Below are 26,504 nucleotides of genomic sequence, written 5' to 3'. Positions count from 1 at the left end.
AGGGTTCTGATGGAGGGCCTTCCCCTGCGGGGGACGCAGTCAGAAAGGCCCTCTGCCGTAAAGGAAGGCGGCGTTTGGGCGGGAGCAGCGTCAGAAACGCCACTTCAAGCCGGCAGATACGTTGTATTCCCGGGTGAAGTTCTCGCCGTGTTCCCGTTCGGCCTGCATGTAGAGGCGGAGATTGTCCGTAACCTGCCAGTCTGCGCCGAGTCCGTAATAGACCCGGGTGCCGTCCAGGTCGGAACGCATGTTCACGCCGTTGATGCGGGCCTTTTGATCGCCGAGAAATTCATGGTTGACGCCGGCCTTCACATAAGGCTGCACATAGCGGACCCCGTTTTTTTCCTCCAGAGAGAATTTTTTGCCGAGCACAAGTCCGGCCCTGCCCGTGAGGGAGGCCATGTCGCTCTGCTCGATGGTCATGCCGTTGCTGCTGGTGAAGTCGCCGCCTTTCACCCAGAACCAGGAAAGCTGGAGCTGCGGTTCCAGGAACCAGTAATCCTGCCCCCTGTTGCTGAAGGCGAAGTCCATGTTACGGCCGACTTCCAGAGAGGTGCCGAGCCCGCAGGTGGAGCGGTCGTCGTACATCTTCGTGCCGTTCAGCATGGCGGAGCGTATTTCATGGTGGAACCAGTCCGCAGTGGCCACGGCATCCAGATACCAGCCGTCCGCATGCACCCATGTGGAATACAGGCTGCCGCCGAGGCTGCTCAGTTCGCCGTATCCTCCCCATCTGCCGCAGGTGTCCTGATCGGCATGTCCGCTGCGGATCTGCAAGCCTGCAATCCACAGGAACATTTCGTCCACGTCCATGATGGTGTCATAGCCTATGGAGCCGCCCACAAGGTTCTGCGTAAGTCCGGTTCCGCCGAGACCGTTGAGACGGGTTTTATCGGCAAAGCCGCGTACCCACAGCCCGGTATGCGTACCGTAGCGCACTTCTCCAAGGCGCTTTCTCAGGTCGGTCTGATAGCCGTACCACATGGCGTAATGCCCTGCGAGGCCGGAAAGAGCGGCTTCCGTTTCTCCGGTGGGAGAAAGCGGGGCGGAAGTCTCCGGTTCTTCCGTTTCATTCTCAGAGTCTTCAGGATTTTCCGGCCCCGGCTCAGGCAGGGTGACATTGCGTACCAGATACCATTCCCGGCCGTTGTTTCGTTCCGAGTTTTCCATGTGGTAGAGGTAGAGGCCCAGGTCGATGACTTCCTGGCCGTCCACGACGGCGCCGCCTTTCAGGGAGAATTCATTTCCCGTGGCGGCTGTGGTGCTTTCCGTTCTGGCAAGATAGCTTCCCGTCTGCGTCATGACGAGAGGTTCGCTGCCGCCGGCCTTCACCCACAGCTTGTGGGAACCGGAGAGGGATTTTGTGATGCGGACGCTGTCGGAAATATCCTTCTGCAGGTCGGTGCGCAGATAAAAGTTTCCGGAGCCGGAAAGGTTCTGCACAAGAAGTTCCACGGGCCTGTCCGTGGCGGAAAGCGTGGCGAACGATGAGGCGAAGCCTGCATTTTCCGTCCAGGCGTTCCGCCATGCGTTTTCCGTCGTGCCCACATAAACGTCGGCGTCATCGAGGCTGAGCTCTGTCAGACGGCTTACATAGCTGCCCCGTGCATCGGCCGCGACGATGTTGGAGGGAATCACATTCCATACCGCATGATCGGTGAACGCCAGCGATATGGAGCTGACCGTACGCGAGGCGTACTGCCCCGTGCCCGAAGGATCGGTCAGCGCTTCGCCGTCGCTGGTGAAGCCGGAAAAAAAGGAATCCGCACCGGAGAATGATGCCCTGATGCCGCCCGCATTTTCATAAAGGGGGGTGCTCATGTCCACCGTTCCGGGGAGAATGGGGCTGGCTTCGTGGTACAAATCTCCGTAGTTGTCCTCGTACAGGCGGCCCAGAACGGCCGTCATGTCGCCTTCGATGCGGTGCGCGCCTGAAGCTATGTCTATTTCGCCGCCTTCGGCTTTTAAAGAATAATGTCGTCCCGCATGATTGCCGGCGATGTCGACAAGCCCGGAAGTCGTCACCAGGCTGTCCGTGGCGGAATGGATGCCGATGAAGCCCGCGTTGCCCCCGGAGGTGACGCTGTTGCCTTCCATGGAAAGATTGTTCAGGGAAATGCTGGAATATTCCGCCGCCTTGATGCCGGTGGCGAGCGCGTCTCCCCCGTTGGATACCAGAGTGTTGCCGGAAATGGTCACATCGCCGGAAGCGGTGATTTCCAAAGGCTCATCCAGGTATTCGCCCAGGCTTGCATGCAGCCCGTAAAAGCGCAGGGTTCCCGTATCGCTGCTCAGATGGGAATCGTGGATGGTGATGTTGCCGTCGGCCTGAATGCGCGAGGGGATTCCGTCCGAGTAGTCCTGCCACCCGAAAACCCGCAGGCCGGAAAACTGCAGGCCGTAATCTTCCGATTTTTTCATGAAGGCTGAAATATCAACATCTTTTTTCAGATATACGCCGCCGCTGGCATACGCTTCCACGGCATTTCATGACGAGTCCGTCGCTCTCGATTCCCCGGGGGAGTTCATCTGAAGCTTAAGGGGCACATCCAGGTTGAGCCAGCCGTTCTGTGCGCCGACGACATAGATGTTGTCGGTGATGTAGGCGTAGGGGGTGTAGGAAATGGAGGCGCTCAGCGTCGCGTCTTCAGAACCCTGAATCGTGACGAAGGGAAAGTTTCTGTCTCCATAGGTCTGCGTATCCGCCGTGATGTCGATAAGGCGTGAAGATGTGGAATCGATAAAAGTATTCTGATGAATATTGATGATATAATTGTCCGCGGTGGAAGAGAAGGAATTTTGTATGAACCATTATAAACCCATGTATCCGTAATGTCATATGCAAGATAAGCAAACTCTTCTTCGAGAGTCATATTGCTTTCCGTTATGTCAAATATTTGAGTTTTTGATTTATTATCATATTCTTCTGACATGGAAGAATAAGCGGATAGTATATTAATGATGAAAAATAGAAATGATGTCATGAAATATTTTTTTATTCGATATTTATTATAAGGTATAAATTTTGTTAACGTCTTATTGATTTTTTCATGCCTTCCTCCGTCATAAATACGAAATGGATAGGGGCGATCAAAAAAGTGTACTTTTTTGTACAAGAGAAAATATGACACGTTTACGGGAAGGATGAATTTTTTTTCTGGAAATATATATAGTTTTTTATTACTGTCATGCCGGAGTTCCTGTACAACCTGAGGGGCAAAAAAGTACACTTTTCTGCCTCAGCGGAAGTTCATTTCCCTCTTAGCCCTGTAACGGAAGGAAGACTTCGCCATGCGGCAGGATCTTGCGGCGTCGGCCAGCGAGATTTTTCCTTCCTTCCACAGCCGGAGCGCGGAGGAAAATTCCGCCGGCAGGGGCTTGGGCGGTCTGCCGAAGCGGACGCCTTTTTTCCTGGCGGCGGCAATGCCTTCGGCCTGGCGTCTGCGTATGTTCTCCCTTTCGTTCTGGGCGGCGAAGGAAAGCACCTGAAGCACGAGGTCGGCGATGAAGGTGCCGAGCAGGTCCTTGTCGCGCCGGGTGTCGAGCAGGGGCATGTCGAGCACCATGATATCCACCTTTCTTTGGTGAGTGTGCGCCACTGCCTTTGTATTTCCTCATAGTTGCGGCCCAGCCTGTCGATGCTGGTCACGCAGACGAGGTCTCCCGCTTTGAGCCTGCGGAGCATGGCCCGGTACTGCGGGCGGTGAAAGTCCTTGCCCGATATCTTGTCCATGAAGATGTCGTCCATGGTCAGGGGGGCTTTTTTCAGTGCCTGAATCTGCCTGTCTTCATTCTGTTCCGTGCTCGATACACGGATGTATCCGTAGATGTTTCCCATACTGTGTTGCTCCTGCAGATGTGCCGTCGCGCCGGGCCACTCGTCCGGTCGGCTTGTCGTTCAAGGCTCCTTTTCTGCCGTGTTTTTCGGCGTGGCAGGGAAATAAGAAGGTAACATACCGGAACAGTTTGGTAAAATCATGCATGGTGTGGAAGAGAAGCGCCCGGGAGCCTTTTCCCCGCCCCAGGCGCGGCAGGGTGTTGCGCTTTCTGGGCGCGGGCGTATAAGAACGCCGTTCACGCCCTTTGCGCCGCGGTGCGGGCGGGAGCCGGAACAGGGTTTTTTCCCGGGGTTCATTTCCCTGTGGAAAGCGCTGTACGGCTCTTGACATTGCCTGCCGCACAAGGCATTCTCGCCCATCACCAGGCATGGCCGGATGATCCGGCACATGTTCTTTTGTGGAGTTTGCCCCGATGATTGTTGATACCTTTGAGCGTGGTGCACAGTACGATCTGGGAGCGTGCTGGAGCGCCCTGTATCCCGAGCTCATGGAACTTGTCCGCCAGGGCGGAAACCTGCCGGACGGCCGTTATCTTCTGGCCGGAGGCCCGGAGAAGGGCGGCGTCGCGGTTTCCGTGGAAAGCTACGAACCCCGGCAGGAAGATCAGGCCCGTTACGAAAGCCATGAACGCATGGCCGACGTGCAGGCCGTGCTTTCCGGCGATGAATTCATCGATGTGTTCTTTCTCAGCGGAGAGGAAAGAAAGTCCATGGTCGATGAAGCGCGCGATCTTGCCTTTTATGAGGACAAGCCCGGGTGCGCGGCCCGTGTTCACCTTACGCCGGGCATGTTCGCGCTGATCACTCCCGGGGAGGCCCACATGCCCTGCCTCAGAGCTTCCAGCGGCAGGGTGAAGAAGCTTGTGGTCAAGATACCGGCGAACTCTCTTCCTGCTCCGCGTTCCGTGTAAACCCGGCCGGGGAGAGTTTTCCGAGGTCCCGTGCGCGCCTTGTGCGCGCTTTGCCTTACGCTCTTTTCCCGCCTTTGTGCGGGAGAGTCTTTCAGGAGCATAGTTATGGATGTGTTTGATCAGGCTACGGAACTGGAAAGAATTGAACGTGAATCCGCACTGCGGCAGGCCGCCAATGTCGGCTATCAGGAAGGCCCGGAGTGGATTGACGGCAAGCCCTGCTGCCGCGAATGCGGTGAACCCATTCCCGAGGCCCGGCTCAAGGCCATTCCCGGCGTGGGCCTCTGCCTCTCCTGCCAGGAGGAATGGGAGAAGGAACGCCAGTAACCGAGCGTTTTCCGCATGAAAAAAGGCCGTCGCGCATGTCGCGGCGGCCTTTGTCGTTTTCCGGGCAAGCTTATGCCTCAAGCCAGCGCCTTGCCCTGTAGGCGGCATCCTCTCCGAGTTCATCCAGCCACGGCGGCAGGCACAGCGCCTCCGCTTCCGGCAGGATGAGGCGGCCGTGATGGAGAAAGAAGCGCTCCGTATCCCCCGCGGCCCGGCTCTGCGCGCCGTAGCGCGCATCCCCGGCCAGCGGGAAGCCGCAGGAGGCGCAGTGCGCGCGTATCTGATGCCGCGCGCCCTTCAGAATGACGCATCCGGCAAGGGTGAGCTGCTCAGGCCCCTTTGCCGGGCAGGTGAGGCCGAGTTTTTCCCACAGGGGCGCGGCAGGCATGACGGCAAGGGGCGTGATGCGGGTGTGCCGGCGCACGTCGGGGTGGCGGTCAAGCTCCACGAGTACGCGGCTGCGGTTTTTCAGAAGAAGTCTGCGGTCGGCCAGCACGGGGCGGGTGAGCGCTCCTTCCAGAAGGGCAAGATAGCGCTTTTCCGTGAGTCCCCTGTCCTGCGCGCTGTGATAGGCCTCTTCTCCCGCACGGTTCAGGGCGGCGGCCGCAAGGCCCGAGGTGGCGAAATCCAGCCGGTTCAGCAGGCGGGCCTTCCCTCCGGCAAGGGATTCCACAACATCCTGCAGGCTTTCCCCCGGCTTTCCTGCCAGCGATTCGGTGTGCATGGCCGCAGGCTTGTAGAGAAAGGCAAAGGCCGCCGTGCGCGCCACAAGGCGCGGCGCATCGGCTCCCGGCAGGGCCTGCGCGTTCTGCGGAGCCTGTTCGTCTTGAAGTTCGATGCTGTCGCCTTCCCTCACCTTGCGCGCGGCGGCGGCAGGGCGGCCGTTCACAAGAACAAGCCCGAGTTCGCAGAAGCGGCGGCGGCCCCTGAGCCCCATGTCCGGCGCAAGGCGCTCCAGCACATGGTCGAGCCTTGCGCCTTCGTCCTGCGCGGTTGCGGTGATGCGTTTCATGCCTCCCATCCTTCGGGCATGGGTTCGCCCTCATACCATATCCGCGTCATGGTCAGGCCCTGGGGCGGCGCGGTGAAGGGCGCAAGGCGCCGGTTCTTCGAGGCCAGAAGCGCAGGTATGTTCTCCGGCTCGAACCTTCCCCGGCCGCAGGCCACCATGAGGCCCACGAGGTTGCGGACCATCTGCTTGAGAAAGCCGTTGCCCTCAAAGCGCAGATCCACCTGCAGGCAGCCTTCGGGCAGGGCGGCCTCCTTCGTGCGCGCAGGGGTGCGCGTAATGGAATAAAGGGTGCGCACCGTGCTCTTGTGCGGGGTGCCCGCATTCTGCAGGGCCGCAAAGTCGTGTTCCCCCACAAGGTAGGGAATGGCCGCGTCGAAGCGGTCCATGTCGAAGGGGCCGCAGGCCCACACGAAGGGGTAGAGCTTGGGCGGCGTGCAGGTGTGATCGAGCCACAGCGAATAGGTGTAGATCTTGCGCTTCACGCTGAAGCAGGCGTCGAAGTCGTCGGGCACAAGGCAGGCGTCCATGACGCGGATGTCGCGGGGCAGGAGCGTGTTCAGCGCCAGCTTCCAGCGCACATGGGCGCGCTCTTCGGGAATGTCGCAGTGGGCCACCTGCGCGTCGGCATGCACGCCCGTGTCGGTGCGGCCCGCGGCCTGCACATGGGTGGGCCTGCCCGCCACCTGGGAAACGGCCTGTTCCACAAAGGCCTGCACCGTGGGCGGGTCTTCCCTGTCCTTCCATGCCTGTATCTGCCAGCCGTGATAATGGGTGCCCACATAGGCAAGGGTAAGCTTGAGGCGCGGCATCAGAGTTCCACCAGTTCCACGGTACAGGGGGCAATGGGAATGCCGAGAAAAAGCTCGCCCATGCGGGTGAAGCGGGGCACGTCGTCGGTGGTGAGAAAGCGCACGGAACCGGGGCAGAGGGGCATGCCCACGTCGGGCCCGGAGCCGCGTGCAAGGTGCTTTTCCTGCAGAAGGGCGCGCACTTCCCGCGCGGTGTTGCCCGCGGAATCCACAATGGTCACGCCTTCGCCTGCGGCGCGGGCAATGGCGTTTCTGAGCAGGGGGAAATGGGTGCAGGCCAGCACCAGCGTGTCGGGCACTTCCAGCCCCTGTTCCCGCGGATTGCGGAAAATGGGGTCGAGGTAGCGCGCGGCCAGCGCTTCGGCCAGCGGCCCTTCCAGCAGGCCGTCTTCCACCATGGAGACAAAGAGCGGGCATGCCTTGACGGAAATGCGCGCGTCGGGCATGCGGCGCAGTATGGCCTCCTCGTAGGCGCGGCCGCGTATGGTGCCGCTTGTGGCAATCACGGCGATATGGCCGCTTTTGGTGGCCCGGCAGGCCGCTTCGGCCCCGGGTTCCACCACGCCCACCACGTCGATGTCGGGGTGCGCGGCCTGAAGCTGGGGCAGGGCCGCCGCCGTGGCGGTGTTGCAGGCAATGACAAGGAGCTTCACCCCGCGTTCCACCAGTCTGGCCGCGGCTTCAAGAGCGTATTTGCGCACGGTTTCCACGCCCTTGGTGCCGTAGGGCATGCGGGCCGTGTCGCCCAGGTAGAGAAAGGATTCGTTGGGCAGCTGTTCCCGCATGGCGCGCAGCACCGTCATGCCGCCCACGCCGGAATCGAAAAGCCCTATGGGCAGTTCGCGCAGGGAGGAAAGGTTTGAGGATATGCCCTGTGTGGTAATCATACGCCCTCGCATGGTTGTGTTCATCGGGCCTTGGGCCCTTTCCGTTCCTAGCGCGCCTTGAACGCAAAGGTCAATGCCGGGCGGCCCGCGCGGGGAAAGATTTTGTTCCCCGGGAGCTTTTTATGCCGCATCCGTCTTGACAAGAAAACTGAACTGTAACAAACACAGTACAAGGAATGCCTGCCATGCGGCAGAGCGCCACAGGCCCTTGCGGGCCAACGATTTCATGATGTTTTGAGGGCTTTTTGCATGAGTTCCGCTCCGCTCACACTCAGAGGTACAGTTTCTCCCCTTGAAGGCGGCCCCTGCCGCGTAGCGCTCCTTGACGGCGAAGAACAGGAATGGCCCATTTTTCCGCGCGGCGCCGGCGCGGATCTGGCCGAAATGGTCGGTTCCCCTGTGGAACTTCTGTGCAAGGTCATGGAAGAAGGCCAGCGGCAGATTTATGTGCGTTCCTACAAATTCCTCGATGAGGCCGACAACGAACTCTGGCTCTGAGCCTTCCGCGCTTCTGCACCCCGAATCTGCCTGTGCGGAAAACGCGCCGTTCTGACGCGCGCCTTTCCGGCTCTGTGCTTTCGCTTCTTCCCGCATTGCCGGGAGAGGGCGGGTGCTTTCCGGGCCTTTGTCTGTTCTCTGCGCATCTTTCGTGCAGAGAACGGCTCCTTTTGTGCCGTGCTTTTTGCGCGTGCCGGAAGGGTTGTTTCGTCGCGTGTTTTCTTTTCCGGCCTTTCTGCGCCGGGGGTATGGGGTATTGTCGCAAATGCCTGTGAAAAGCATTCGTGTCGGCAGTCTGGTCATCGGCGGGGGACGCCCCCGCATCATCGTTCCGCTCACCTCCTCCTCTCTGAAGGAGCTGGAAGAGGAGGCCGCGCGCCTTTCCTCCCTGCCTGCGGACATGGCGGAATGGCGGGTGGACATGTTCGGCGCCCCGGGCGCGGTGGACGAGTCGGCCGTGCGCGAGGCCCTTTTCATGCTGCGCAGGGTGCTTTCCGTGCCGCTTCTGGCCACCTTCCGCACCGTGGATGAAGGCGGAAGCCGCCCCCTTTCGGAAGAAGGCTATGCCTCGCTCTGCGCCATGCTCTGCGAAAGCGGCCTTGTGGATCTGCTGGACGTGGAGGCCTTTTTCCGTTCCGGCGAGGCGCGGAACATCATTGCCCGCGCCCATGCCTGCCGTGTGCCCGTGGTGGCGAGCAACCATGATTTTCATGCCACGCCCCCGCGGGAGGAAATCGTGCGCCGCCTGCTCTTCATGCAGAATGAACTCGGGGCGGACGTGGCCAAGATGGCCGTCATGCCGCAGAGCCGGGCCGATGTGCTCACCCTCATGTCCGCCACGGAGGAGGCCTTTTCCCGGGCGGAAGTGCCGCTCATCACCATGAGCATGGGGCCTCTCGGCGTGATAAGCCGCGTAAGCGGCGGCTTCTTCGGCAGCGCCGCCACCTTCGGCGCGGCGGAAAGGGCCAGTGCTCCCGGTCAGATGGATGTCTGCGCCCTTGATGCGGTGCTGCGTCGTCTGGAGGAGGCTTCGGCCTGATTCTCTTTTCCCGGAAGGCGGCAAAGCCCCTTTCCTTACCTTTATTGATGAATCTGCGGCCTCCGGGCCGCATTTTTTTTGCTCGGCCCGCGTCTTTTCCTGCGCGTTTCTGCCTGCTCTGCGGGCTTTCCGGGGCAGAGCGCTCTCTGGCGGATCTGCGGGAGAGGATGCCTTGCGGGGGCGTGACGGCCTGCCTTCCGCAGGAGGCGCTTTTTTTCAGAAAAGAGCGCTCCGGAGGCCCGGAACGGCCCTCTGTGCGGCGTTTTTTTCAAAAAAGTTGTCTTTTCCCCCTAGACGGGGAACAAAACGGAATTACCTATTGCCTGTAAGCGAGAGCGCCGCACGGCGCCCCTTACCCAACCAAGCAAGAATCGAGGAGGAAATATAGTATGGGCAAGATTATTGGTATCGACCTTGGCACCACCAACAGCTGCGTTTATGTGATGGAAGGCAAGGAGCCCAAGTGCATCTCCAATCCCAATGGCGGCCGGACCACTCCGTCCATCGTCGCTTTTACCGATAAGGAACGTCTGGTCGGCGAAACCGCCAAGCGCCAGGCCGTCACCAACCCCGACCGCACCATTTTTGCCGTGAAGCGCCTTATGGGCCGCCGCGCGGACGCTCCCGAAGTGCAGCACTGGATGCAGCACGCCCCCTATGCCATCGTGGCTTCCGCCAACGGTGACGCGGCCGTGCGCGTGGACGGGCACGACTACAGCCCCCAGGAAATTTCCGCGGTCATTCTCGGTCAGCTCAAGAAGGACGCGGAAGCCTACCTCGGCGAACCTGTGACCGAAGCGGTCATCACCGTTCCCGCCTACTTCAACGACGCCCAGCGTCAGGCCACCAAGGACGCCGGCAAGATCGCCGGTCTGGATGTGAAGCGTATCATCAACGAACCTACGGCCGCCTCTCTGGCCTACGGTTTCGACCGCAAGGCCAATGAAAAGATCGCCGTGTACGACCTCGGCGGCGGTACCTTCGATATCTCCATCCTGGAAGTGGGCGACAATGTCGTGGAAGTGCGCGCCACCAACGGCGATACCTTCCTCGGCGGTGAAGACTTCGACCAGCGCATCATCCGCTACATGGTGGACGAGTTCAAGGGTCAGTACGGCATCGACCTTTCTCAGGACCGCATGGCTCTGCAGCGCCTGAAGGAAGCGGCCGAAAACGCCAAGAAGGAACTTTCCAACTCTCTGGAAACGCAGATCAACCTGCCCTTCATCACGGCTGACGCCACCGGCCCCAAGCACCTCATGATGACGCTCTCCCGCGCCAAGCTGGAACAGATGGTCATGGATCTGGTGGAACGCTCCATCGAACCCTGCCGCAAGGCTCTTGCCGACGCCGGCCTGTCCGCTTCCGAAATCGACGAAGTGGTGCTCGTGGGCGGCATGACCCGTATGCCTCTGGTGCAGAAGAAGGTGGGCGAATTCTTCGGCAAGGAACCCAACCGTTCCGTGAACCCCGATGAAGTGGTGGCCATGGGTGCCTCCATTCAGGGTGCCATTCTCACCGGCGACGTGAAGGACGTGCTGCTGCTCGACGTGACCCCGCTTTCCCTGGGCATCGAGACCATGGGCGGCGTGTTCACCAAGCTCATCGACCGCAACACCACCATTCCTACCCGCAAGAGCCAGACCTTCTCCACCGCGGCCGACAACCAGCCCGCCGTGGATATCCATGTGCTGCAGGGCGAACGCCCCATGGCCGCGGACAACATGACTCTGGGCAACTTCCAGCTCACGGGCATTCCTGCGGCTCCCCGCGGCGTCCCGCAGATTGAAGTCACCTTCGATATCGACGCCAACGGTATCGTGAACGTGTCCGCCAAGGATCTCGGCACCGGCAAGGAACAGTCCATCCAGATCAAGTCTTCCTCCGGCCTCAGCGAAGAAGAAATCAACAAGCTGGTGCGCGAAGCTGAAGCCAACGCGGCCGAAGACAAGAAGAAGCAGGAAAACATCGAAGCCCGCAACCAGGCCGACGCCCTCATCTACGCCACCGAAAAGTCCCTCAAGGACCTCGGCGACAAGGTTGATCCCGCGGTCAAGGCCGATGTGGAAAGCAAGACCGAAGTTCTGAAGAAGGCCATGGAAGGCACCGACACCGCCGCCATCAAGAAGGCTTCCGACGATCTTTCCCAGGCTTCCCACAAGCTTGCGGAACAGCTCTACAAGAACGCTCAGGCCCAGCAGGGTGCTCAGGGCGCTCAGGGCACCCAGCAGGCCCAGGGCGGTGACAAGAAGGACGATGACGTGGTCGACGCCGACTTCACCGAAGTGAAGTAAGCCCTCCGGCAAGACACCAGACCACATCCGGCCCCGCTTCCTGAAAAGGAGGCGGGGCCTTTTTTTGTGCACAAAAAAGCCCGTGTCCCGCGCAGAAAGGGCGGCATTCCGCGCAGGTTCTTGCGGCGGAAAAGGAGGCCGCGCCCCCGGAGGGCCGCACGGGCGATTGAGGGAAAAAAGCTGTGCGCGGGCGGGGCTAGAAAAGCGCCAGATACACGCCCACAAGAACGAGGTAGCGGCCGAGCTTTGCCGCGAAGGTGATGGCCATGAAGGAGGGGAAGGGTTCTTTGAGCACGCCCGCCGCAAAGGTGAGCGGGTCGCCGATGAAGGGAGCCCAGCTCAGCAGCAGGGACCAGCGGCCGTACTTATGGTACCAGCCTTCGGCCCTGCGGAGCTTTTCCGCACTGATGGGGAACCAGCGGGCATGAAGGAAGCGGTGGGCCAGAGAGCCCAGATACCAGTTGAGGGCGGAACCCAGGCTGTTGCCCAGCGTGGCCGTGCCCAGAAGCGCCCACGGGGAATGGTCGCCCTCCGCCACAAGGGCCACGAGCACGGCTTCCGACTGGGCGGGAAGGAGCGTGGCCGCAAGAAAGGCCACGGCAAACATGAGGGCGTATTCCTTCATGGGAGGGGAAGAGGGGAGACTTGTCCGCCCCGGGCGGAGGCGGGGCATGCCCCGGAAGGGGGGGGCAGGAAAGCCGGCATGAAAAGGCCCGCGGACGCTCCGCGGGCCTTTTTTTCAGGTTACTGCTGCATGGGGTTGATGCGTACTTCCACGCGGCGGTTCTGCTGGCGGCCGTACTCGGTGTTGTTGTCGGCAATGGGGGCGCTTTCGCCATAGCCCATGGCGGTGATGCGCGAGGGCGAAATGCCGCGCTGCACCAGCGCATTCTTCACGCTGTCAGCGCGGCGTTCGGAAAGCTGCTGATTGTAGGATTCCGAACCCGTGCTGTCGGTATGGCCGATGACGCTGATGGTGGTCTGCGGGTAGTTGGAAAGCACCTGGGCGATGCGGTCTATTTCCGCATACATGCCGGGACGAATGGAGGAAGAGTTCACGGCAAAGGTGAAATCGCTCTTGAAGGTGAGGGCAAGGGCGTCGCCCTGACGCTGCACGGCCACGGCTTCGGAATTGGCCAGAGCCTGGCGCATGTCGTTTTCCTGCTTGTCCATCATGGCGCCCACGCCCGTTCCGGCCAGGCCGCCGATGACGGCGCCTGCCGCGGTGCCGATGAGGGTGGATTTGGTGTTGCCGCCGATGATCTGGCCGAGAATGGCGCCTGCCGCAGCGCCGCCTGCGGTGCCGTAGGCCGCACCGCGGCCCGTGTTGCTCTGGATGCCGGCGCAGCCGCTGCCGAGCATCAGCGTGGCGATGAGTCCGAGAGTATAGAGTTTTTTCATGGCACGTTCCTTCCTGTGCTTGTCGTTTCCAGAAAAGAAGATTCCGGCCGTGACAGGTTCCGTGGAAAGCCGGGGATGGGCCGGAATATGAGCCATCATAGCCGCGAGGGCATGAAAAGGCAATTGCTTCCCTGCAAGGGGATGGGGCTTCCGGCGGCAGAAAGGGGAGGAAAGGGCGTTTTTTTACAGAAAATTCCCACGGATCGCTGCTTGTTAAAAGAAAGCTTTCACAATATTGCAGCGCGGAAAGAGTTTGAAACGTGACTTGAACCGCGTAAGGTGTATAAAGGAAACATCGAGGCCGTCCTTCCCCCGGATGGTCGGGAACTCTCCTCCTTTTCCCTCTTTCTTTGTTCGGCCCGTCCGCGAAAACGCGGGCGGGTCCTCTTTTTTTATGTATCTGCCCTGTTTTTTGGAAAAAACGCCCTTTTCCCGGGCTTTTTCCGCAAAAAAGGGGAAAAAGCCCCTGCGCCCCTGGCAGGGCCGCATGTTCGGCGGCGCAGGCCCGGCCTTTTTGCGCCCTGTTCTCCATGGTTTTGGGGTGGCATGGCCCTGCGCGGACATGAGCGCCCTGTGCGGCAGGCCCGCCTGCCCCGGCCTTTCGTTGCGAAGTGTTGCGGGACGGGAAAGAGTTTGAAACGTGACTTTTTTCAGGCATTTTGTAGAAAGAGGGCGTGGAAAGTCATACGACAGAAACGGTTCCATACTTTCTCTCCTCTTCTCAGTCAGCCCGTCCACCCCAGGGACGGGCTGATTTTTTTATGCCGGAAGGGAAACGCCGGGGGAGAAAGGAAGCGAGGGGGAAGGCGTGCCCGGAAAGGGGGCGCTCCCTGTCCGGGAAAACGCGGCGCATGGTTTCCGGCGCATGCTCTTGCTCCGGCTGCTTCCGGGAAGGGGAAAAGGGTGCGTGCTGCCCCTTGCAGGCCTTTGATGCACGCGGCGGCGCGCCCTGTTCCGGGGGAACATTTTGGGCGGAGCCACGATCTTTTCTCTTGCCAAATGAAGAGAATGGAGTCATATTCCCGCTGTTGGACCCGTAGCTCAGTTGGTAGAGCCCCCGGCTCATAACCGGATTGTCGTAGGTTCGAAGCCTGCCGGGTCCACCACCTTGAAAAGAAAACGGACATGGTGTCATCCATGTCCGTTTTTTTGTATCCTTCGTGCGGGAAGGGGCGCCCTCTGCGCGGCTGAGGCGGGGGATTTTCCCGCGCCCGGGGGCCTTTTGTGCTTCACAGGCTTTTCCGGGAGCAGAGGGGCTTTTCCGCCGCGTTTGGCCCGCATGGCGCATCCTCAGCCCGGCGTGTTCGGGAACTGAGGATGCGCAGGTAAGGCCTGCGTCAGATTTTTTCGCAGATTTTTTCAATGAAGCGGGATTTGAGCTGCTTCTGCGCAAGGGAGCGCTTGACCGCGGGCATGCGCAGGATGGAGCCGAGCACGCCTGCAAGCAGGCGGTGGCTGAAGAGCATGCGGTTGTCGAAGATGAGATCCTGAAGGTTGCCGCGTTCCGTGGCCATGACCACGGCGCGGTGCGTGGTGTTGAGGGGCGTGATGGTGCGTTCCGGCCGGGGAACGAGGGTGAGCGCGCCCTTGGGGCAGCCGCGCGTGCACACGCCGCAGCCCAGGCACAGTTCGGCGTTGAAGTCCATGCGGCGGGTGCCGTCCGCATCGCGCACCAGGGTGATGGCGTTCACGGGGCACAGTTCCGCACAGCGGCCGCATTTCACGCAGGCGGATTCATCCATGTGCATGATGAAGTTGGAATGGATGGTCTGCGTCATCTGGAAGCGCTTCACCGCGCCCAGCGCTTCGCAGCAGCAGCCGCAGCAGTTGCAGATGAAGTTCACGCCTTCGCGCACGTTTTCCCCGAACTGCACGAGGTTGTGTTCCCAGGCCTGATGCAGCAGTTCCAGGCATTCGCTCTTGCTCACTTCGCGGGCATGGCCGTGCTTGATGAGGGAATGGGCGGCGGTGTTGAAGGTCATGCAGATATCCATGGGCGCGTCGCAGGCGGTGCCGAGGTGCTGCTTCTTGTGGCGGCAGTAGCACATGCTTATGCCGCACTGTGAGGCGGTTTCGATGACGTGGGTGGCGCGTTCCCAGTCGAGAATTTCCATGGCGTAGGGTTCCTTCACCGTGGGTTCCTGCACGAACACGCGGCCGAGGCCCGTTTCGCCGGTGACGAAGAGCTCGCGCATGAAATCCTCTTCCACGTTGATGTACTGGTGGAACAGTTCGGCAAGGGTTTTCTGGTCCACGTCCTTGCGCACGCGCATCATGGAAAATTCAAAGAATCCGGCCATGGGCGGCGGCAGGCAGTAGCGCTGTTCCCCTTTCACCTCCATGTCCACGAGCATGGCGCGGGAGGCGAGGTTGTCCAGAATGCGGTGCGCCTCGCTTTCCGACATGTTCCAGCGCTTTGCGGCGTCGGCCGCGGTGAAGGGCCGTATGGGCATTTGCGCCACAAGGCCGGCTTCCTTTTCCGTGAAGAGCATTTTAAGGATGGAATAGAGCGTTTCCGATTCGGGGGCGCCCTGAGGGAAGCGGTTGAGCCTGTCTACCATGCGGCCGTAGGCGGACTGTTTTTCCAGCATAAGGTGATGTCCCACAAGAGTCTCCTTTGCGTATGGCGGATAGAGGAAAAGAGGGCCGCGGGCAATGTTCGGGGAAGAAGGAGCGCTTTTTTCTCATCACTCTCACGAAGAAAGGGGAAAATTCCTGCATGTGTTCTGTGACGGGGCGGCGCAGTCCCACGGCGTGACAGAGCCAGTGTAGCGCGTTGCAGAGAAACATCAAGAATGCTGCATGGGTGGCACGGAGCATGTCTGGGGGCGTCCGGCCCGGCGCCTTGTCCTGCGCGTGCGGGCAGAGAAGGAAAAAGGCCCGGAAGCTGTGCGCTTCCGGGCCTTTTTCTGTGGAAGGAAGAGAATTCAGAACTGGCGTTCGTTGCGGACGGAGGCGGCCACCACGCTCATGAGGAACCAGAAGCAGGAAACAAGAATGATGGTGGCGCCCGTGGCGGTGCCCATCCAGGGCTGGACGGAAAGGGCGAGTCCTGCGACGGCGGAGCTTGTGCCCACCACGATGGCCCACCAGAACATGCCTCCGGCGGTTCTGGCGAAGTTGCGGGCCGAGGCCGCGGGCACGGTGAGCATGGCCGTGACGAGCAGCACGCCCACGCCCCATACGGAGAACATGACCACAAGGGCGAGCAGCGCGGAGAAGAGGTATTCAAAGAAGGCCACGGGCACGCGGTGCGCCCGGGCGATGATGCCGCTTGTGCCCGCATAGAGCAGGCGGTTGAAGGCCAGAAACTCAAAGAGCACGAAGAGCAGGAACAGCCCGCAGAGCCAGACGATGTCCGTTTCCGTCATGGTGAGGATGTCGCCGTAGAGAAACTGCTGCAGGTCGCGGGCTATGGTGTTGTTGCGGCTGACCACGGCAAGGCCGCCGGCCACCACGGCGGAAAAGACCACGCCGATGACGGTGTCGGAGGGCAGGGCGCTGAAGCGCTGCATGAACATGATGAGCAGCCCCACGGCAAGGCCGAAAAGGGGCATGGAAAGGTGCGGATCCACGCCGAGCACAAGGCCGATGGCCACGCCCGCAAAGGCGGAATGGCCCACCGCATCGGAAAAGAAGGCCATGCGGTAATGCACCACCTGCACGCCGAGGGCGGCCGTCATGGGTGCAAGCAGCACCAGGGCAACGAGGGCCTGCTGCATGAAGCGCATGTCCATGCCGTCCAGCGGGAAATGGGAGGCGAGGGAAAAAAGCCACGAAAGGTCAGGCATGATGATGTTCCCCCTTGTTCTGGCGGGCGGTTCCGGGCATGGCGTGGGTGTGGTCCTGGGCGCAGATGAGGCCCATGTGCATGCCGAACAGGGCCTGAAGCACCTTGCCGGTGAGCACGTCCCGGGGGGCGCCCTGGGCGACCACGCGGCGCTTCAGGCAGATGACGCAGGTGGCGTGATGGGCCACCATGCCGAGATCGTGGCTCACCATGATCTGGGTGAATTTTCTGGTGCGGCGCAGATCGTCCAGCAGTTCGCAGAACAGGCGGCCGCCCTCGAAGTCCACGCCTGCCGAAGGTTCGTCCAGCACGAGCAGTTCCGGCTTCTGCTGCAGGGCGAGGGCGAGCAGCACGCGCTGCATTTCCCCGCCGGAAAGGGTGCCCACGCGGCGCTTGATGAGGTGCGCGGCGTGCACCTGCTCCAGAAGCGCCAGGGCCTGTTCCCGTGCCGCGCGGGAAATGCCGAGCCACAGCGGGCGCTTCTGCACGCCCATGGCCAGAAATTCCGCCACGGTGAAGGGCATGCCCCTGTCGAGGTTGAGCTTCTGCGGCACATAGCCTATGCGCAGGCCCCTGCCGCCGGAGAGGGTGATGCGGCCCCTGTAGTGCACTTCGCCGAGAAGGGCCAGCAGCAGCGTGGTCTTGCCCGCGCCGTTGGGGCCGATGAGCACGGTGCAGCTTCCCTTCGGCACGGTGGCGTTCACTTCGTCGAGGATGTTCAGCCCGCTTCTGGTCACGCTCACATGGTCGAAAATGATGGCGGGCGTATCAGTTTCCAAAGGCATTCTCCAGAATGCGCAGGTTTTCGCGCATGACATGTTCGTAATAGTCCGGGGCGGCGTCTTCGGGGCCGCCGGCGACGGGGTCGAGACTGAGGCAGGGTATGCCCGTTTCCGCAGCCAGGGTGCGGCCCGTGCGGTCGGGGTACTGCGGTTCCGTGATCACGGCGGCCGTGCCCTTTTCGCGGATGGCACGCACCATGTTCAGCATGTCCCTTGCGGAAGGTTCCTGCCCTTCCTGGGAACGGATCACGCCGTCCACGCGCAGGCCCATGTCGCGGGCAAGGTAGCTGAAGATGTCGTGCTGCACGAGCACGCCCCTGTCTTTGAGGCGCGCGCCCGTTTCCCGGCACTCTGCGGCAAGGGCTGCATACTGTGCGGCCGTGCGCCTGCCGCCTTCCTCATAGAGGGAGGCATGCTCAGGGTCTGCCTCGGCAAGCTGCCGGGCAAGGGAGAGCGCCATGCGCTCCATCATGGCCGGGCTTGCGAAAATGTGCGGGTTGACGCCCTGATGATTGTGTTCGTCCTGCCCGGCATCGTCGTGAATGAGTCCGTCCATGCCCCGGGAAAGGTCGATGATGAGGGAACCCTTCTTCATGAGTTCCCCTGCGCGGCCCGATTCTCCGAGAAAGCTTTCCAGCCCCAGCCCGTTGATGACGAGTATGTCCGCCCGGGCAAGGGTGCGCCGGTCCTGCGGCGTCATGGCATAGTCGTGCGGGCAGCCCGTGCCCGCGGGCAGCAGCAGGGACACGCCGGTATCCGGCACGTCGCGCGTCACCTCCCGCAGAAGAAGCCATACGGGAAACACGGAGGCCGTCACGTCCCGGGCGGCGGCTCCCGCCGGGGAGAAGAGGCCGAGAACAAGGCAGAAAAGAAGGGAAAGGAATGTTTTCATACGTCACCTGAAATGGGCCGTGCCCGCCGGAGGGGCGGGAAGAGGGTGAAATGCGCGGCAAGACAGCAGAGCTTTAACAGGCGAATATGTCAAGCCTTCCTCCCGCCCCGGCAGGGGAGGGAGAGGGGGCGCGGTGCTCCGTAACCTTCTCTTTTTCCTCCGGCATGGCCGTGTTTTCCGCCTCCCGGAAGAGGGAGCGGCGGGCAAGGGCCTTACATGGGAGCGGGGTACAGGCATTGACGGGGAAAATCATAAGTGTTTTATTGAAAATAAAGGGTCAGGGAAAGCGAAGAGCCGGAATGTTTCCGCATGAGCCTTGCCCTGTGAAGCGCGTTCTGCATCCGCCTTCAGGGCGGCAAGAGGCGCGTGCGGCGACGGCTTGAAGAGAATTCTTCCGTGTACGAAAGCGTTTCCTGCATGGTTTCATGGTTCAGGATAAGGAGAACAGGTATGGGAATGTCGGGAAATTACTTCAGAACCAGTGAAAGTACTGTCGACGATATACGCCGGGGCGCGGTTGCGCTTTCTGACTTCATCTACGATAAGTCCCAGAAAGAGAATATCGTGGATATCGACAATGCCTGGCACGCCATACACTTCACCCTTACCGGCAATGCCTACGGCGGCGAAGACGACAATATTTTCAGCCGTCTTGTGCTGAGCGGCAACACGCTCATCGAGGGCGACGAGGAATATTCCGCCATGCTCATTTCCCCCGAGGATGTGAAGGCGCTCTCCGCTGCGCTCCTTGCGCTCAAAAGGGAGGATTTCCGCGAGCGCTTCAGCATGGAGGAAATGCTGGAGAACGAAATCTACCCCGTGACGGAAGACGATGACGAGGAGGATTTCTTCGACTATGTGTGGGACGCCGTGGAGGAACTGAAGGAATTTTTCGAGGCCGCCGCACAGGAAGGCCAGGCCGTCATTTTCTATATGATGTAGACTTCGGGCGCGTGTTCGCCCTGCGTGCGGAGCGGAAAGAGCGTTTCCGCGTAATGCGCCGTTCGTCCCCTGCCGGGGCGGGCGGCGCTTTTTTGCGGTCCCGCCATGCCGATGCTTCGGAACGGCCGCTCTTCGACGGGGGCCGTGGAATCTTCGGCATGAGCTCCCTTTCTCCGGCGGGAGCGGACGGCGGCGTTTTTGAGGGCGCCTGCGCCGTGCCTTCCCCGAATACGGGCGGCAGGTGTTTTGCGGGAAAAGTGCCTCCCTGCTTCGGCTGGGCAAAGAAGCTGAAGGCCGTGTGCGGAGAGGCGCAGCCTGCGGAGGCCAGGGTTGCTTCCCGTCATGGGAAAGCTCGTGCCGCCTGTTTTCGCCGCGCGTCAGTGCGCCTCACGCTCATGGAGCACCGTTTTCAGAATTTCCAGGAATTCCGACACGTTCCGGGAGGGAGTCCGGGCATGTAGAATACCGTAGGGAATCCTGCTCTTCACGGCAAGGGGAACGGTGACGAGGCCGGGATGGACATGCTTCCACGCATCCAGCGTCAGAAGCAGAACTTCCTTCTGCCCGCACTGATTGAAGGTGTCCATGTCGTAGTAGTAATCCGTTTCCTCTATGGTGATCTGCGGATGTTCCGCCTTCAGCATGGTTGCGAAGTCGTCGAGGAGCTCCGTATCCCCGGTTTTCACCATCATGAGGCGTTCGCCGTGCAGGTCTCTGAGATGCAGGCTTTTTTTTCCTGCCAGGGGATGGCCTGCGGGAAGCGCCGCGCACAGCCTGTAACTGCCCAGAATGAAATAATGTGCACAGGCGTGCATTTTTCTGGAATTGAACGCACCGACGAGCAGGTCGATGCGTTCTCCCAATGAGGCGATGACGGAGAGAATATTGTCCTTGTCGTCGTCATAGGGCACAATGCTGAATTTATATTTTTTAAAGTATTCTTTATATCTTGCGCATATGCCCGTCAACGTTTCGCATGGATTCAGAAGTGAAGAGCCTATTCTCAGCATAATCACGTCATTTTTTATGTGTTGTGCTTTTTTACGGCATTATTTGCTTCTGAAAAAAGTTTTTTCCCGTCTTCATAGAGGGATTTTCCTGCAGAAGTCACCCTGACGCCGCTGCTGCTGCGTTCGAGCAGCACCAGTCCCAGACGCTCTTCCAGCGCATTGATGTGCTTCATGACGGAAGCGGGGGTCATATACGTTATTTTTGCGGCTCTGGAAAAACTGCCGCACTCAACGACCCGCATGAAGATCTGGAACTGGCGGCTCAGCATGGGCCCTCCGGCTTTTACCTTTTGTAAAAGCATGTATCTTTTTTGGTCATTCCGCGTCAAGGAAAATGCGTTTACATAAAGAGCAAAGAAGTGGTCGCATTGCAGCGGGCCCGCGTGTGAAGCGCGACCTTTCCCTTGGTTTCCCATGCGGGAGAAAATATGAAAAAGTACATGGAATCATTATGTTACGTTATGTTTCTGGGAGTAGTGCTGCTTTTTCCCGGGCAACTTGCAGGCAGGGAGGACAGCCGGCCCATCACGCTCAGAACCATGGGCAGTCTGTTTTTCGGCGGTACGGTGACGCACGCAAAGGACGGCGACACCTTCCACGGCGATCACGGCTATGCCCAGTTCTACATTCCGCAAAAGTCCAGGGATTATCCCGTCATTCTCTGGCACGGCATCGGGCAGTCCGGCAGAAGCTGGGAATCCACGCCCGACGGGCGCGAAGGCTATCAGGCCATTCTTCCCCGGCGCGGCTGGGCCACCTATATCATCGATCAGCCGCGTCGGGGCAGGGCCGGCTATACGCAGGTTTCTCCTTCAGGAAGCGGCGATGTCCCCACGACGGCGCGGGAAAGCTCGGCATGGAATGCCTTCCGCAACGGCGTGTGGGTACCCCCTGCGCCTGCTTCCCTGTTTGCCGGCAGTCAGTTTCCGGGCGACGCCGCGTCCATCGAGCAGTTTTTCCGCCAGCAGGCCCCGAATACCGGCGACGAACCGCGGACCGACGAGCACCGGCGCTTCATGGGGGAAACCATGGCCGCGCTTCTGGAGCGCACGGGACCGGCCGTTCTCGTCACGCATTCCAACAGCGGGCAGTACGGCTGGTTCACGGGCATGATCGCCCCGGACAAGGTCGGGGCCATCGTGGCCTACGAGCCGGGGCAGTTCGTTTTTCCCGATGATGAACCCATGCTTGACGTGCCCTTCAAAAATGCGCTGGCCGGGGAGCTGCTTCAGGGCATACCCGTTCCCGCACGGGAGTTTCAAAAACTGACGCGTATGCCCATACTGGTTGTTTACGGCGACAATATCAGTACGGAACTGAGCGATGTCTTCAACGTCGAGGTGTGGCGTATTTCCAGGGCCCGCGCCCGTGCCTTCGTGGAGGCGGTCAACCGGCACGGCGGTGACGCCACGCTGCTCGTGCTCCCCGAAGAAGGAATCATGGGCAATACGCACGCGCCCTTTGCGGACAGGAACAATCTCGACATTGCCGACATGCTGGAAGAGTGGCTGCACGAAAAGGGCCTTGACGGAAGCGCGCATCCGCATACGGGCCCGGCGCCTGCAAAAAGGACGGAACTGACCATACCTCTCTTAGAGAGCAGGGCGCTCCCGGTTTTCGGAACTGAGCATTCCCTGCCCTTCAGGGATGGCAGGTATGCCGGACGCGCCTTCCCTGAAGGGACGTTTGTCATTGTACAGGCTTTTCCGACACGCGTTGATCCTTCGGCTTTTTTACCGGATGCGTGAGGCACAAAAAAGGGGCCGGAATACTCCGGCCCCTGCATGTCGTTCTGCGTTTTTCTGCGGCCTAGCCGCCGAGGTAGGCCTCGCGCACTCTGGGATTTTTCAGCATGTCCCTGCCCGGGCCTTCCAGCACCACGGAACCCGTTTCGAGAATATAGGCGTAGTCGGCGATGGAAAGGGCGGCGTAGGCGTTCTGTTCCACCAGGAGCACGGTTTTGCCGTCTTCATTGATGCGGCGGATGATGCCGAAGATTTCCCGCACCAGAAGGGGGGCGAGGCCGAGGGAGGGTTCGTCCAGCATGACGAGGTCGGGGCGGCTCATGAGCGCCCGGCCCACGGCGAGCATCTGCTGTTCGCCGCCGGAGAGGGTGCCGCCCTTCTGCCAGCTTCGTTCCCTGAGGCGGGGGAAGAGGTCGTACACAAGTTCCCGGTCGCGGGCGATGCCGTCTTCATCCTTGCGGCACCACGCGCCCAGGGTGAGGTTTTCGGCCACGGTGAGGTGGGGCAGGATGCGGCGGCCTTCGGGGCTCAGGGCAATGCCGTTTCTCACCATGTTCTCGGCAGGCAGGCCGAGGAGGTTCACGGGCTTGTCGCCTTCGTTTCTGGTGAGCAGAATTTCGCCTTTCGCGCCCTTCACCAGACCGGCTATGGAGCGGATGATGCTGCTCTTGCCCGCGCCGTTGGCCCCGATGAGCGTGACCACGCTCCCGCGCGGGATGGAAAGGGACACGCCCTTGACGGCATGGATGCCGCCGTAATGTACATGAAGGTCTTTAATCTGCAGCATGGTTCACTTCCTCGCCAAGGTAGGCTTCGATGACGCGCGGGTTGGAGCGTATGGCCTCGGCGTCGCCTTCGGCAATGAGCTTGCCGTATTCCAGCACCCAGATATGTTCGCACACACCCATGACCACCTTCATGTCGTGTTCGATGAGCAGGATGGTGAGGTGGAATTCATCGCGTATCTGGCGGATGAAGTTCATGAGCTCCAGACTTTCCTGAGGGTTCATGCCTGCGGCCGGTTCGTCGAGCAGCAGAAAGCGCGGTTCCGTGGCCAGGGCGCGGGCGATTTCCAGGCGGCGCTGTGCGCCGTAGGGCAGGCCCGAGGCGATTTCCCCGGCGTAGGCGGAAAGGCCGATGCGCTTCAGAAGCTGCCGGGAGCTTTCGCGTATCTCGCGCTCTTCGCGCATGGTGCCGGGCAGGCCGAGCACGGAACCCCACCAGCGGCTCTTCCGGCGCACATGGCGGCCGATCATCACGTTTTCCAGGGCGGTTTCGTTGTAGAAGAGGCGTATGTTCTGGAAGGTTCTGGCCATGCCCAGAGAGCAGATGGCGTGGGGAGCCATGCCGGTGATCCTCCGGCCCGCAAAGACCACGTCGCCTTCCGTGGGCTTGTAGAAGCCGGTGATGACGTTGAACACCGTGGTCTTGCCCGCGCCGTTGGGGCCGATGAGCCCCACGATGCCCCCTTCGGGAATGTTCATGTCAAGTTCGCTCACGGCGGTGACGCCGCCGAAGCGCATGGTCACGTTTCTCACTTCAATGATGTTCTTCCCGTTCATGCCTTGTTCTCCTTTCTGCCGCGGATGCGGAAAAGGAAGGCGGCTATGCCGTCCCAGGTGATTTCACGCATACCCATGATGCCTTCTCTGCGGTAGAGAATGATGAGCAGCAGGCATACGGAAAACACCACCATGCGCATGCCGGGGATGCCGGGAATTTCCATGAAGCCGAGATCCATGGGTTCTTCCACCACGCGCAGCCATTCCAGCAGCACCGTGATGATGACGCTGCCTATGATGCTGCCCGTAATGGAGCCGAGCCCGCCCGCCACAACGATCATGAGGATGTTGTAGGTGAGCAGGAAGGTGAACATTTTCGGGTCGATGGTGGTGAGGAGGTTCCCGAGCAGCGCGCCGCCCACGCCTGCGAGGAAGGCCCCGAGGCAGAAGGAGAAGAGCTTGGTGTGGAACACGTTGATGCCCATGACCTGGGCGGCGATTTCATCGTCGCGCACGGCCTTGAGCACGTTGCCGAAGTTGCTGGAAAGCAGCCTCACCGTGCAGTAGATGACCAGCAGCAGCCAGATGTAGCTGGTGAACAGGTCGGTATGGCAGGGAATGCCCTTGATGCCCAGGGAACCGTTGGTGATGGGGGTGGCGTTCACGATGAGCACGCGGATGATTTCCGAAAAGCCGAGGGTGGCGATGCCGAGATAGTCGCCGCCGAGCCTGAGCACCGGAATGCCGATGACGAGGGCGAAGAGCGTGGCCACCACGCCGCCGAGGATGACGGAGAACCAGAAGGGCGTGTGCAGCGTGGCAAGGGACGGAAGAATCTCGTCGATGATCCACATGATTTCCTTCTGGTCGGGCGTGAGCACGCACAGGGCGGAAACATAGGCGCCTATGGCCATGAACCCGGCGTGGCCTAAGGAGAACATGCCGGTGAAGCCGTAGATGATGTTGAGGGAAATGGCGAGAATGCCGTACACGGCCACGAGGTTCAGAATCTGCACTTCATAGCCGTTGAGGGGTTCGGGGAGGAAGGAGATGCCGAGATCCGCGGCCATGCTGCCGTCGGCCCACCAGAGAAAGAGAAAGAGCAGCGCCACGGCAATGACGTTGAAGGTGCGGTTGCGGGCCGGAGAGAAGGGTTCCCTTTGAGCGGTCATCATATCTTCTCCTTCTGTTTTTCACCGAACAGGCCGGTGGGCTTCACCAGAAGGACAACGACCAGCAGAATGAAGGCGAAGGCGTCGCGGTAGCCGGAAAGTTCCGGGAAGAAGGCGACGGCCATGATTTCTATGAAGCCCAGCAGCAGGCCGCCTATGACCGCGCCCTGAATGGAGCCTATGCCGCCGAACACGGCGGCGATGAAGGCCTTGAAGCCGGGGAACACGCCCATGTAGGGGTTGATCTGCGGATAGCGCAGCGCCCACATGATGCCCGAGGCCGCGGCGAGGGCGGAACCTATGGCAAAGGTGAGGGCGATGATCTTGTCCACGGAAACGCCGAGCATGCGCGTGGTTTCGATGTCTTTGGAAATGGCCTGCATGGCGAGGCCCGGCTTGGTATGGTAGACCACATAGAGGAGCGCGGCCACGAGAATGGCCGTCACGCCGGGAACGAGCAGGGTGAGGGGCATGAGGCGCGCGCCGCCGATGGTGATGATGCTGATGAGCCATTCAGGCTGATGCACGGGGCGGGGCAGGCCGGTGAAGACCACCACGGCCAGACTTTCCAGGAAGAAGGAAACGGCAATGGCGCTGATGAGGGCGGAAATGCGCGGAGCGTCGCGCAGGGGACGGTAGGCTATCTTGTCCATGAGCACGCCGAGGGCGGCGGAACCTAAGATGGCCACCACCACGGCCACGGGCCAGGGCAGGCAGAAGAGCGTGGTGCCGTAGAAGACGAAGTACGCGCCCAGCATGAGTATGTCGCCGTGGGCGAAGTTGATGAGGCGCAGGATGCCGTACACCATGGTGTAGCCGATGGCGATGAGCCCGTACAGCGAACCCAGCGTAAGCGCGTTGAAAAAGTGTTGCAGGAATAATTCCAGACTCATGGGGAACCCTTTCCGGCCGAAGGGCGGGAGCGGGGGATTCGGCCGTGGTAAAAGGTGCGGGCTTTTTCCGCGTTGCGCCGCCCGCGCGGGAGAGGGCGCGGGCGGCGCGTCAGCGTTTTTTTCAGGGCCGGGAATCCGGCCGTTCAGGCCGTCAGTCGGCGATGGCTTCGCCTATGTAGGAGCGCTTGCCGTCCTTGTACTGGATGATGCCCACGGGCAGTTCGGCGTCGTGGGTGGCGTTGATGGAAAGGGTGCCCAGAGGCGTGGCGAAATTCTTTGTTTCCGCAAGGGCCCTGGTGATGGCTTCGGGGTTGTCGGAACCGGCGCGGGTGATGGCGTCGAGAATGAGGTTGTAGCACACATAGCCGAGGGCGGAGTTCACGTTGGGATCCTTTTCAGGATAGGCGGCCTTCCATTCGGCGGTGAAGGCCTTGGCGGCGTCGCTCATGTTGGGCATGTTCACGTCATAGGGGAAGGTGGTGTGCAGGAAGCCTTCCACGGCCTTGCCCGCGATCTTGATGGTGTCGGGGTTGTCCATGGCGTCGGCGCCCATCATGACGAAGGTGCCGCCGAGTTCCCGGGCCTGCTTCATGATGATGGCGCCTTCGGCAAAGTAGGCGGGCATGAACACGAGGTCGGGCTTCTGATTGATGATTTCGGTAAGCTGGGCCGTGAAGTCCTGGTCGCCGGAATTGTACTTCATGTCGGCCACGATTTCGCCGCCGAGCTTCTTGTAGGAGCGCTTGAAGAAGCTGCACAG

The 26,504-nt window shown here is 60.7% G+C and carries 24 protein-coding genes, 1 tRNA gene and 1 pseudogene; 8 read left to right on the top strand and 18 right to left on the bottom strand.

The genetic code is table 11. The features are described from left to right. Positions 1-90: 90 nt before the first annotated feature. A complete protein-coding gene (locus Q0K07_RS05960) occupies positions 91-2,421 on the bottom strand; it encodes an autotransporter outer membrane beta-barrel domain-containing protein (protein ID WP_294557727.1) in 2,331 nt (776 codons plus the stop codon). A gap of 818 nt (positions 2,422-3,239) precedes the next feature. Further along, a pseudogene (locus Q0K07_RS05955) lies at positions 3,240-3,838 on the bottom strand (recombinase family protein). A gap of 413 nt (positions 3,839-4,251) precedes the next feature. Here Q0K07_RS05955 and Q0K07_RS05950 point away from each other — a divergent pair. Together Q0K07_RS05950 and Q0K07_RS05945 are read left to right on the top strand one after the other, a co-directional pair. Continuing rightward, positions 4,252-4,749 carry a YhcH/YjgK/YiaL family protein gene (locus tag Q0K07_RS05950; RefSeq protein WP_294557725.1) on the top strand — a complete coding sequence of 166 codons (498 nt, stop codon included), beginning with the start codon at positions 4,252-4,254 and terminating at the stop codon, positions 4,747-4,749. Positions 4,750-4,854: 105 nt separating this feature from the next. Beyond that, positions 4,855-5,076 (top strand): TraR/DksA family transcriptional regulator, encoded by a 222-nt coding sequence (locus Q0K07_RS05945; protein ID WP_077073165.1) that lies wholly within the window; start codon positions 4,855-4,857, stop codon positions 5,074-5,076. A gap of 70 nt (positions 5,077-5,146) precedes the next feature. On the opposite strand, the gene Q0K07_RS05940 is transcribed toward Q0K07_RS05945, so the two are convergent. The 3 genes from Q0K07_RS05940 to murI are packed head-to-tail and all read right to left on the bottom strand — an operon-like array spanning position 5,147 to position 7,784. Further along, complete coding sequence (locus Q0K07_RS05940) at positions 5,147-6,088, bottom strand: pseudouridine synthase (protein ID WP_294557722.1); 942 nt, start codon at positions 6,086-6,088, stop codon at positions 5,147-5,149. After that, on the bottom strand, positions 6,085-6,897 hold the full coding sequence (truA, locus tag Q0K07_RS05935) for a tRNA pseudouridine(38-40) synthase TruA (RefSeq protein ID WP_294557720.1): 813 nt from the start codon (positions 6,895-6,897) through the stop codon (positions 6,085-6,087). Before truA ends, Q0K07_RS05940 begins: the two co-directional genes overlap by 4 nt. Beyond that, complete coding sequence (gene murI / locus Q0K07_RS05930) at positions 6,897-7,784, bottom strand: glutamate racemase (RefSeq protein ID WP_294557718.1); 888 nt, start codon at positions 7,782-7,784, stop codon at positions 6,897-6,899. The genes truA and murI overlap by 1 nt, the downstream gene beginning before the upstream one ends. Positions 7,785-8,033: 249 nt before the next feature. On the opposite strand from murI, the gene Q0K07_RS05925 reads away from it, so the two are divergent. The 3 genes from Q0K07_RS05925 (at position 8,034) to dnaK (ending at position 11,615) form a co-directional block, all read left to right on the top strand. Further along, positions 8,034-8,282, top strand: coding sequence for a hypothetical protein (locus tag Q0K07_RS05925; protein ID WP_294557715.1), 249 nt, complete (start codon positions 8,034-8,036; stop codon positions 8,280-8,282). A gap of 271 nt (positions 8,283-8,553) precedes the next feature. Continuing rightward, positions 8,554-9,321, top strand: a complete 768-nt coding sequence (gene aroD / locus Q0K07_RS05920; protein WP_294557712.1) for a type I 3-dehydroquinate dehydratase — start codon at positions 8,554-8,556, stop codon at positions 9,319-9,321. A gap of 389 nt (positions 9,322-9,710) precedes the next feature. Continuing rightward, positions 9,711-11,615, top strand: coding sequence for a molecular chaperone DnaK (dnaK, locus tag Q0K07_RS05915; protein ID WP_294557710.1), 1,905 nt, complete (start codon positions 9,711-9,713; stop codon positions 11,613-11,615). Positions 11,616-11,811: 196 nt separating this feature from the next. Here the strand turns inward: dnaK and Q0K07_RS05910 are convergent, their stop codons facing one another. Beyond that, positions 11,812-12,240 carry a YqaA family protein gene (locus Q0K07_RS05910; RefSeq protein ID WP_367178870.1) on the bottom strand — a complete coding sequence of 143 codons (429 nt, stop codon included), beginning with the start codon at positions 12,238-12,240 and terminating at the stop codon, positions 11,812-11,814. Between the two features lie 119 nt (positions 12,241-12,359). Continuing rightward, positions 12,360-13,016, bottom strand: a complete 657-nt coding sequence (locus Q0K07_RS05905; RefSeq protein ID WP_294557705.1) for an OmpA family protein — start codon at positions 13,014-13,016, stop codon at positions 12,360-12,362. 1,030 nt (positions 13,017-14,046) lie between these two features. Here Q0K07_RS05905 and Q0K07_RS05900 point away from each other — a divergent pair. Then, positions 14,047-14,122: transfer RNA gene (locus Q0K07_RS05900), tRNA-Ile, on the top strand. A 231-nt stretch (positions 14,123-14,353) separates the two neighbouring features. On the opposite strand, the gene Q0K07_RS05895 is transcribed toward Q0K07_RS05900, so the two are convergent. The 4 genes from Q0K07_RS05895 to Q0K07_RS05880 form a co-directional block, all read right to left on the bottom strand. After that, positions 14,354-15,622, bottom strand: coding sequence for a 4Fe-4S dicluster domain-containing protein (locus Q0K07_RS05895; protein ID WP_294557703.1), 1,269 nt, complete (start codon positions 15,620-15,622; stop codon positions 14,354-14,356). Positions 15,623-15,943: 321 nt separating this feature from the next. Continuing rightward, positions 15,944-16,807 carry a metal ABC transporter permease gene (locus tag Q0K07_RS05890; protein ID WP_294557700.1) on the bottom strand — a complete coding sequence of 288 codons (864 nt, stop codon included), beginning with the start codon at positions 16,805-16,807 and terminating at the stop codon, positions 15,944-15,946. Then, a complete protein-coding gene (locus Q0K07_RS05885; RefSeq protein WP_294557697.1) occupies positions 16,800-17,585 on the bottom strand; it encodes a metal ABC transporter ATP-binding protein in 786 nt (261 codons plus the stop codon). Before Q0K07_RS05885 ends, Q0K07_RS05890 begins: the two co-directional genes overlap by 8 nt. Next, positions 17,575-18,480, bottom strand: coding sequence for a metal ABC transporter substrate-binding protein (locus Q0K07_RS05880; protein ID WP_294557695.1), 906 nt, complete (start codon positions 18,478-18,480; stop codon positions 17,575-17,577). Before Q0K07_RS05880 ends, Q0K07_RS05885 begins: the two co-directional genes overlap by 11 nt. Before the next feature lie 450 nt (positions 18,481-18,930). Here Q0K07_RS05880 and Q0K07_RS05875 point away from each other — a divergent pair, with 450 nt between their 5' ends. Beyond that, entirely contained in the window at positions 18,931-19,422 is a 492-nt protein-coding gene (locus Q0K07_RS05875; RefSeq protein ID WP_294557692.1) for a YfbM family protein, read from the top strand. Positions 19,423-19,799: 377 nt separating this feature from the next. Here Q0K07_RS05875 and Q0K07_RS05870 read toward each other — a convergent pair whose 3' ends face one another. Further along, positions 19,800-20,432: a LysR substrate-binding domain-containing protein gene (locus Q0K07_RS05870; protein WP_294557689.1), complete on the bottom strand. Its 633-nt coding sequence runs from the start codon at positions 20,430-20,432 to the stop codon at positions 19,800-19,802. Positions 20,433-20,446: 14 nt separating this feature from the next. Next, the gene (locus tag Q0K07_RS05865) at positions 20,447-20,701 is read right to left on the bottom strand and encodes a LysR family transcriptional regulator (RefSeq protein WP_294557686.1); all 255 of its coding nucleotides are present in this window, start codon (positions 20,699-20,701) and stop codon (positions 20,447-20,449) included. A gap of 159 nt (positions 20,702-20,860) precedes the next feature. Between Q0K07_RS05865 and Q0K07_RS05860 the strand changes: the two genes are divergently transcribed. Next, positions 20,861-22,180, top strand: a complete 1,320-nt coding sequence (locus Q0K07_RS05860) for an alpha/beta fold hydrolase (protein ID WP_294557683.1) — start codon at positions 20,861-20,863, stop codon at positions 22,178-22,180. Between the two features lie 61 nt (positions 22,181-22,241). On the opposite strand, the gene Q0K07_RS05855 is transcribed toward Q0K07_RS05860, so the two are convergent. The 5 genes from Q0K07_RS05855 to Q0K07_RS05835 all read right to left on the bottom strand — a co-directional run. Further along, the gene (locus Q0K07_RS05855; RefSeq protein WP_294557680.1) at positions 22,242-22,964 is read right to left on the bottom strand and encodes an ABC transporter ATP-binding protein; all 723 of its coding nucleotides are present in this window, start codon (positions 22,962-22,964) and stop codon (positions 22,242-22,244) included. After that, on the bottom strand, positions 22,951-23,739 hold the full coding sequence (locus tag Q0K07_RS05850) for an ABC transporter ATP-binding protein (RefSeq protein WP_294557677.1): 789 nt from the start codon (positions 23,737-23,739) through the stop codon (positions 22,951-22,953). Before Q0K07_RS05850 ends, Q0K07_RS05855 begins: the two co-directional genes overlap by 14 nt. Next, positions 23,736-24,854, bottom strand: a complete 1,119-nt coding sequence (locus Q0K07_RS05845; protein ID WP_294557674.1) for a branched-chain amino acid ABC transporter permease — start codon at positions 24,852-24,854, stop codon at positions 23,736-23,738. Before Q0K07_RS05845 ends, Q0K07_RS05850 begins: the two co-directional genes overlap by 4 nt. Beyond that, a complete protein-coding gene (locus Q0K07_RS05840) occupies positions 24,851-25,744 on the bottom strand; it encodes a branched-chain amino acid ABC transporter permease (RefSeq protein WP_294557671.1) in 894 nt (297 codons plus the stop codon). Before Q0K07_RS05840 ends, Q0K07_RS05845 begins: the two co-directional genes overlap by 4 nt. Before the next feature lie 151 nt (positions 25,745-25,895). Beyond that, positions 25,896-26,504 (bottom strand): ABC transporter substrate-binding protein (locus tag Q0K07_RS05835; RefSeq protein ID WP_294557668.1); only part of this gene is annotated, 609 nt, incomplete at its 5' end.

Origin of the sequence: uncultured Mailhella sp., from assembly GCF_944324615.1 — a bacterium.
Taxonomy (GTDB): domain Bacteria; phylum Desulfobacterota; class Desulfovibrionia; order Desulfovibrionales; family Desulfovibrionaceae; genus Mailhella.
This window is presented reverse-complemented; position numbering and strand designations above follow the sequence as displayed.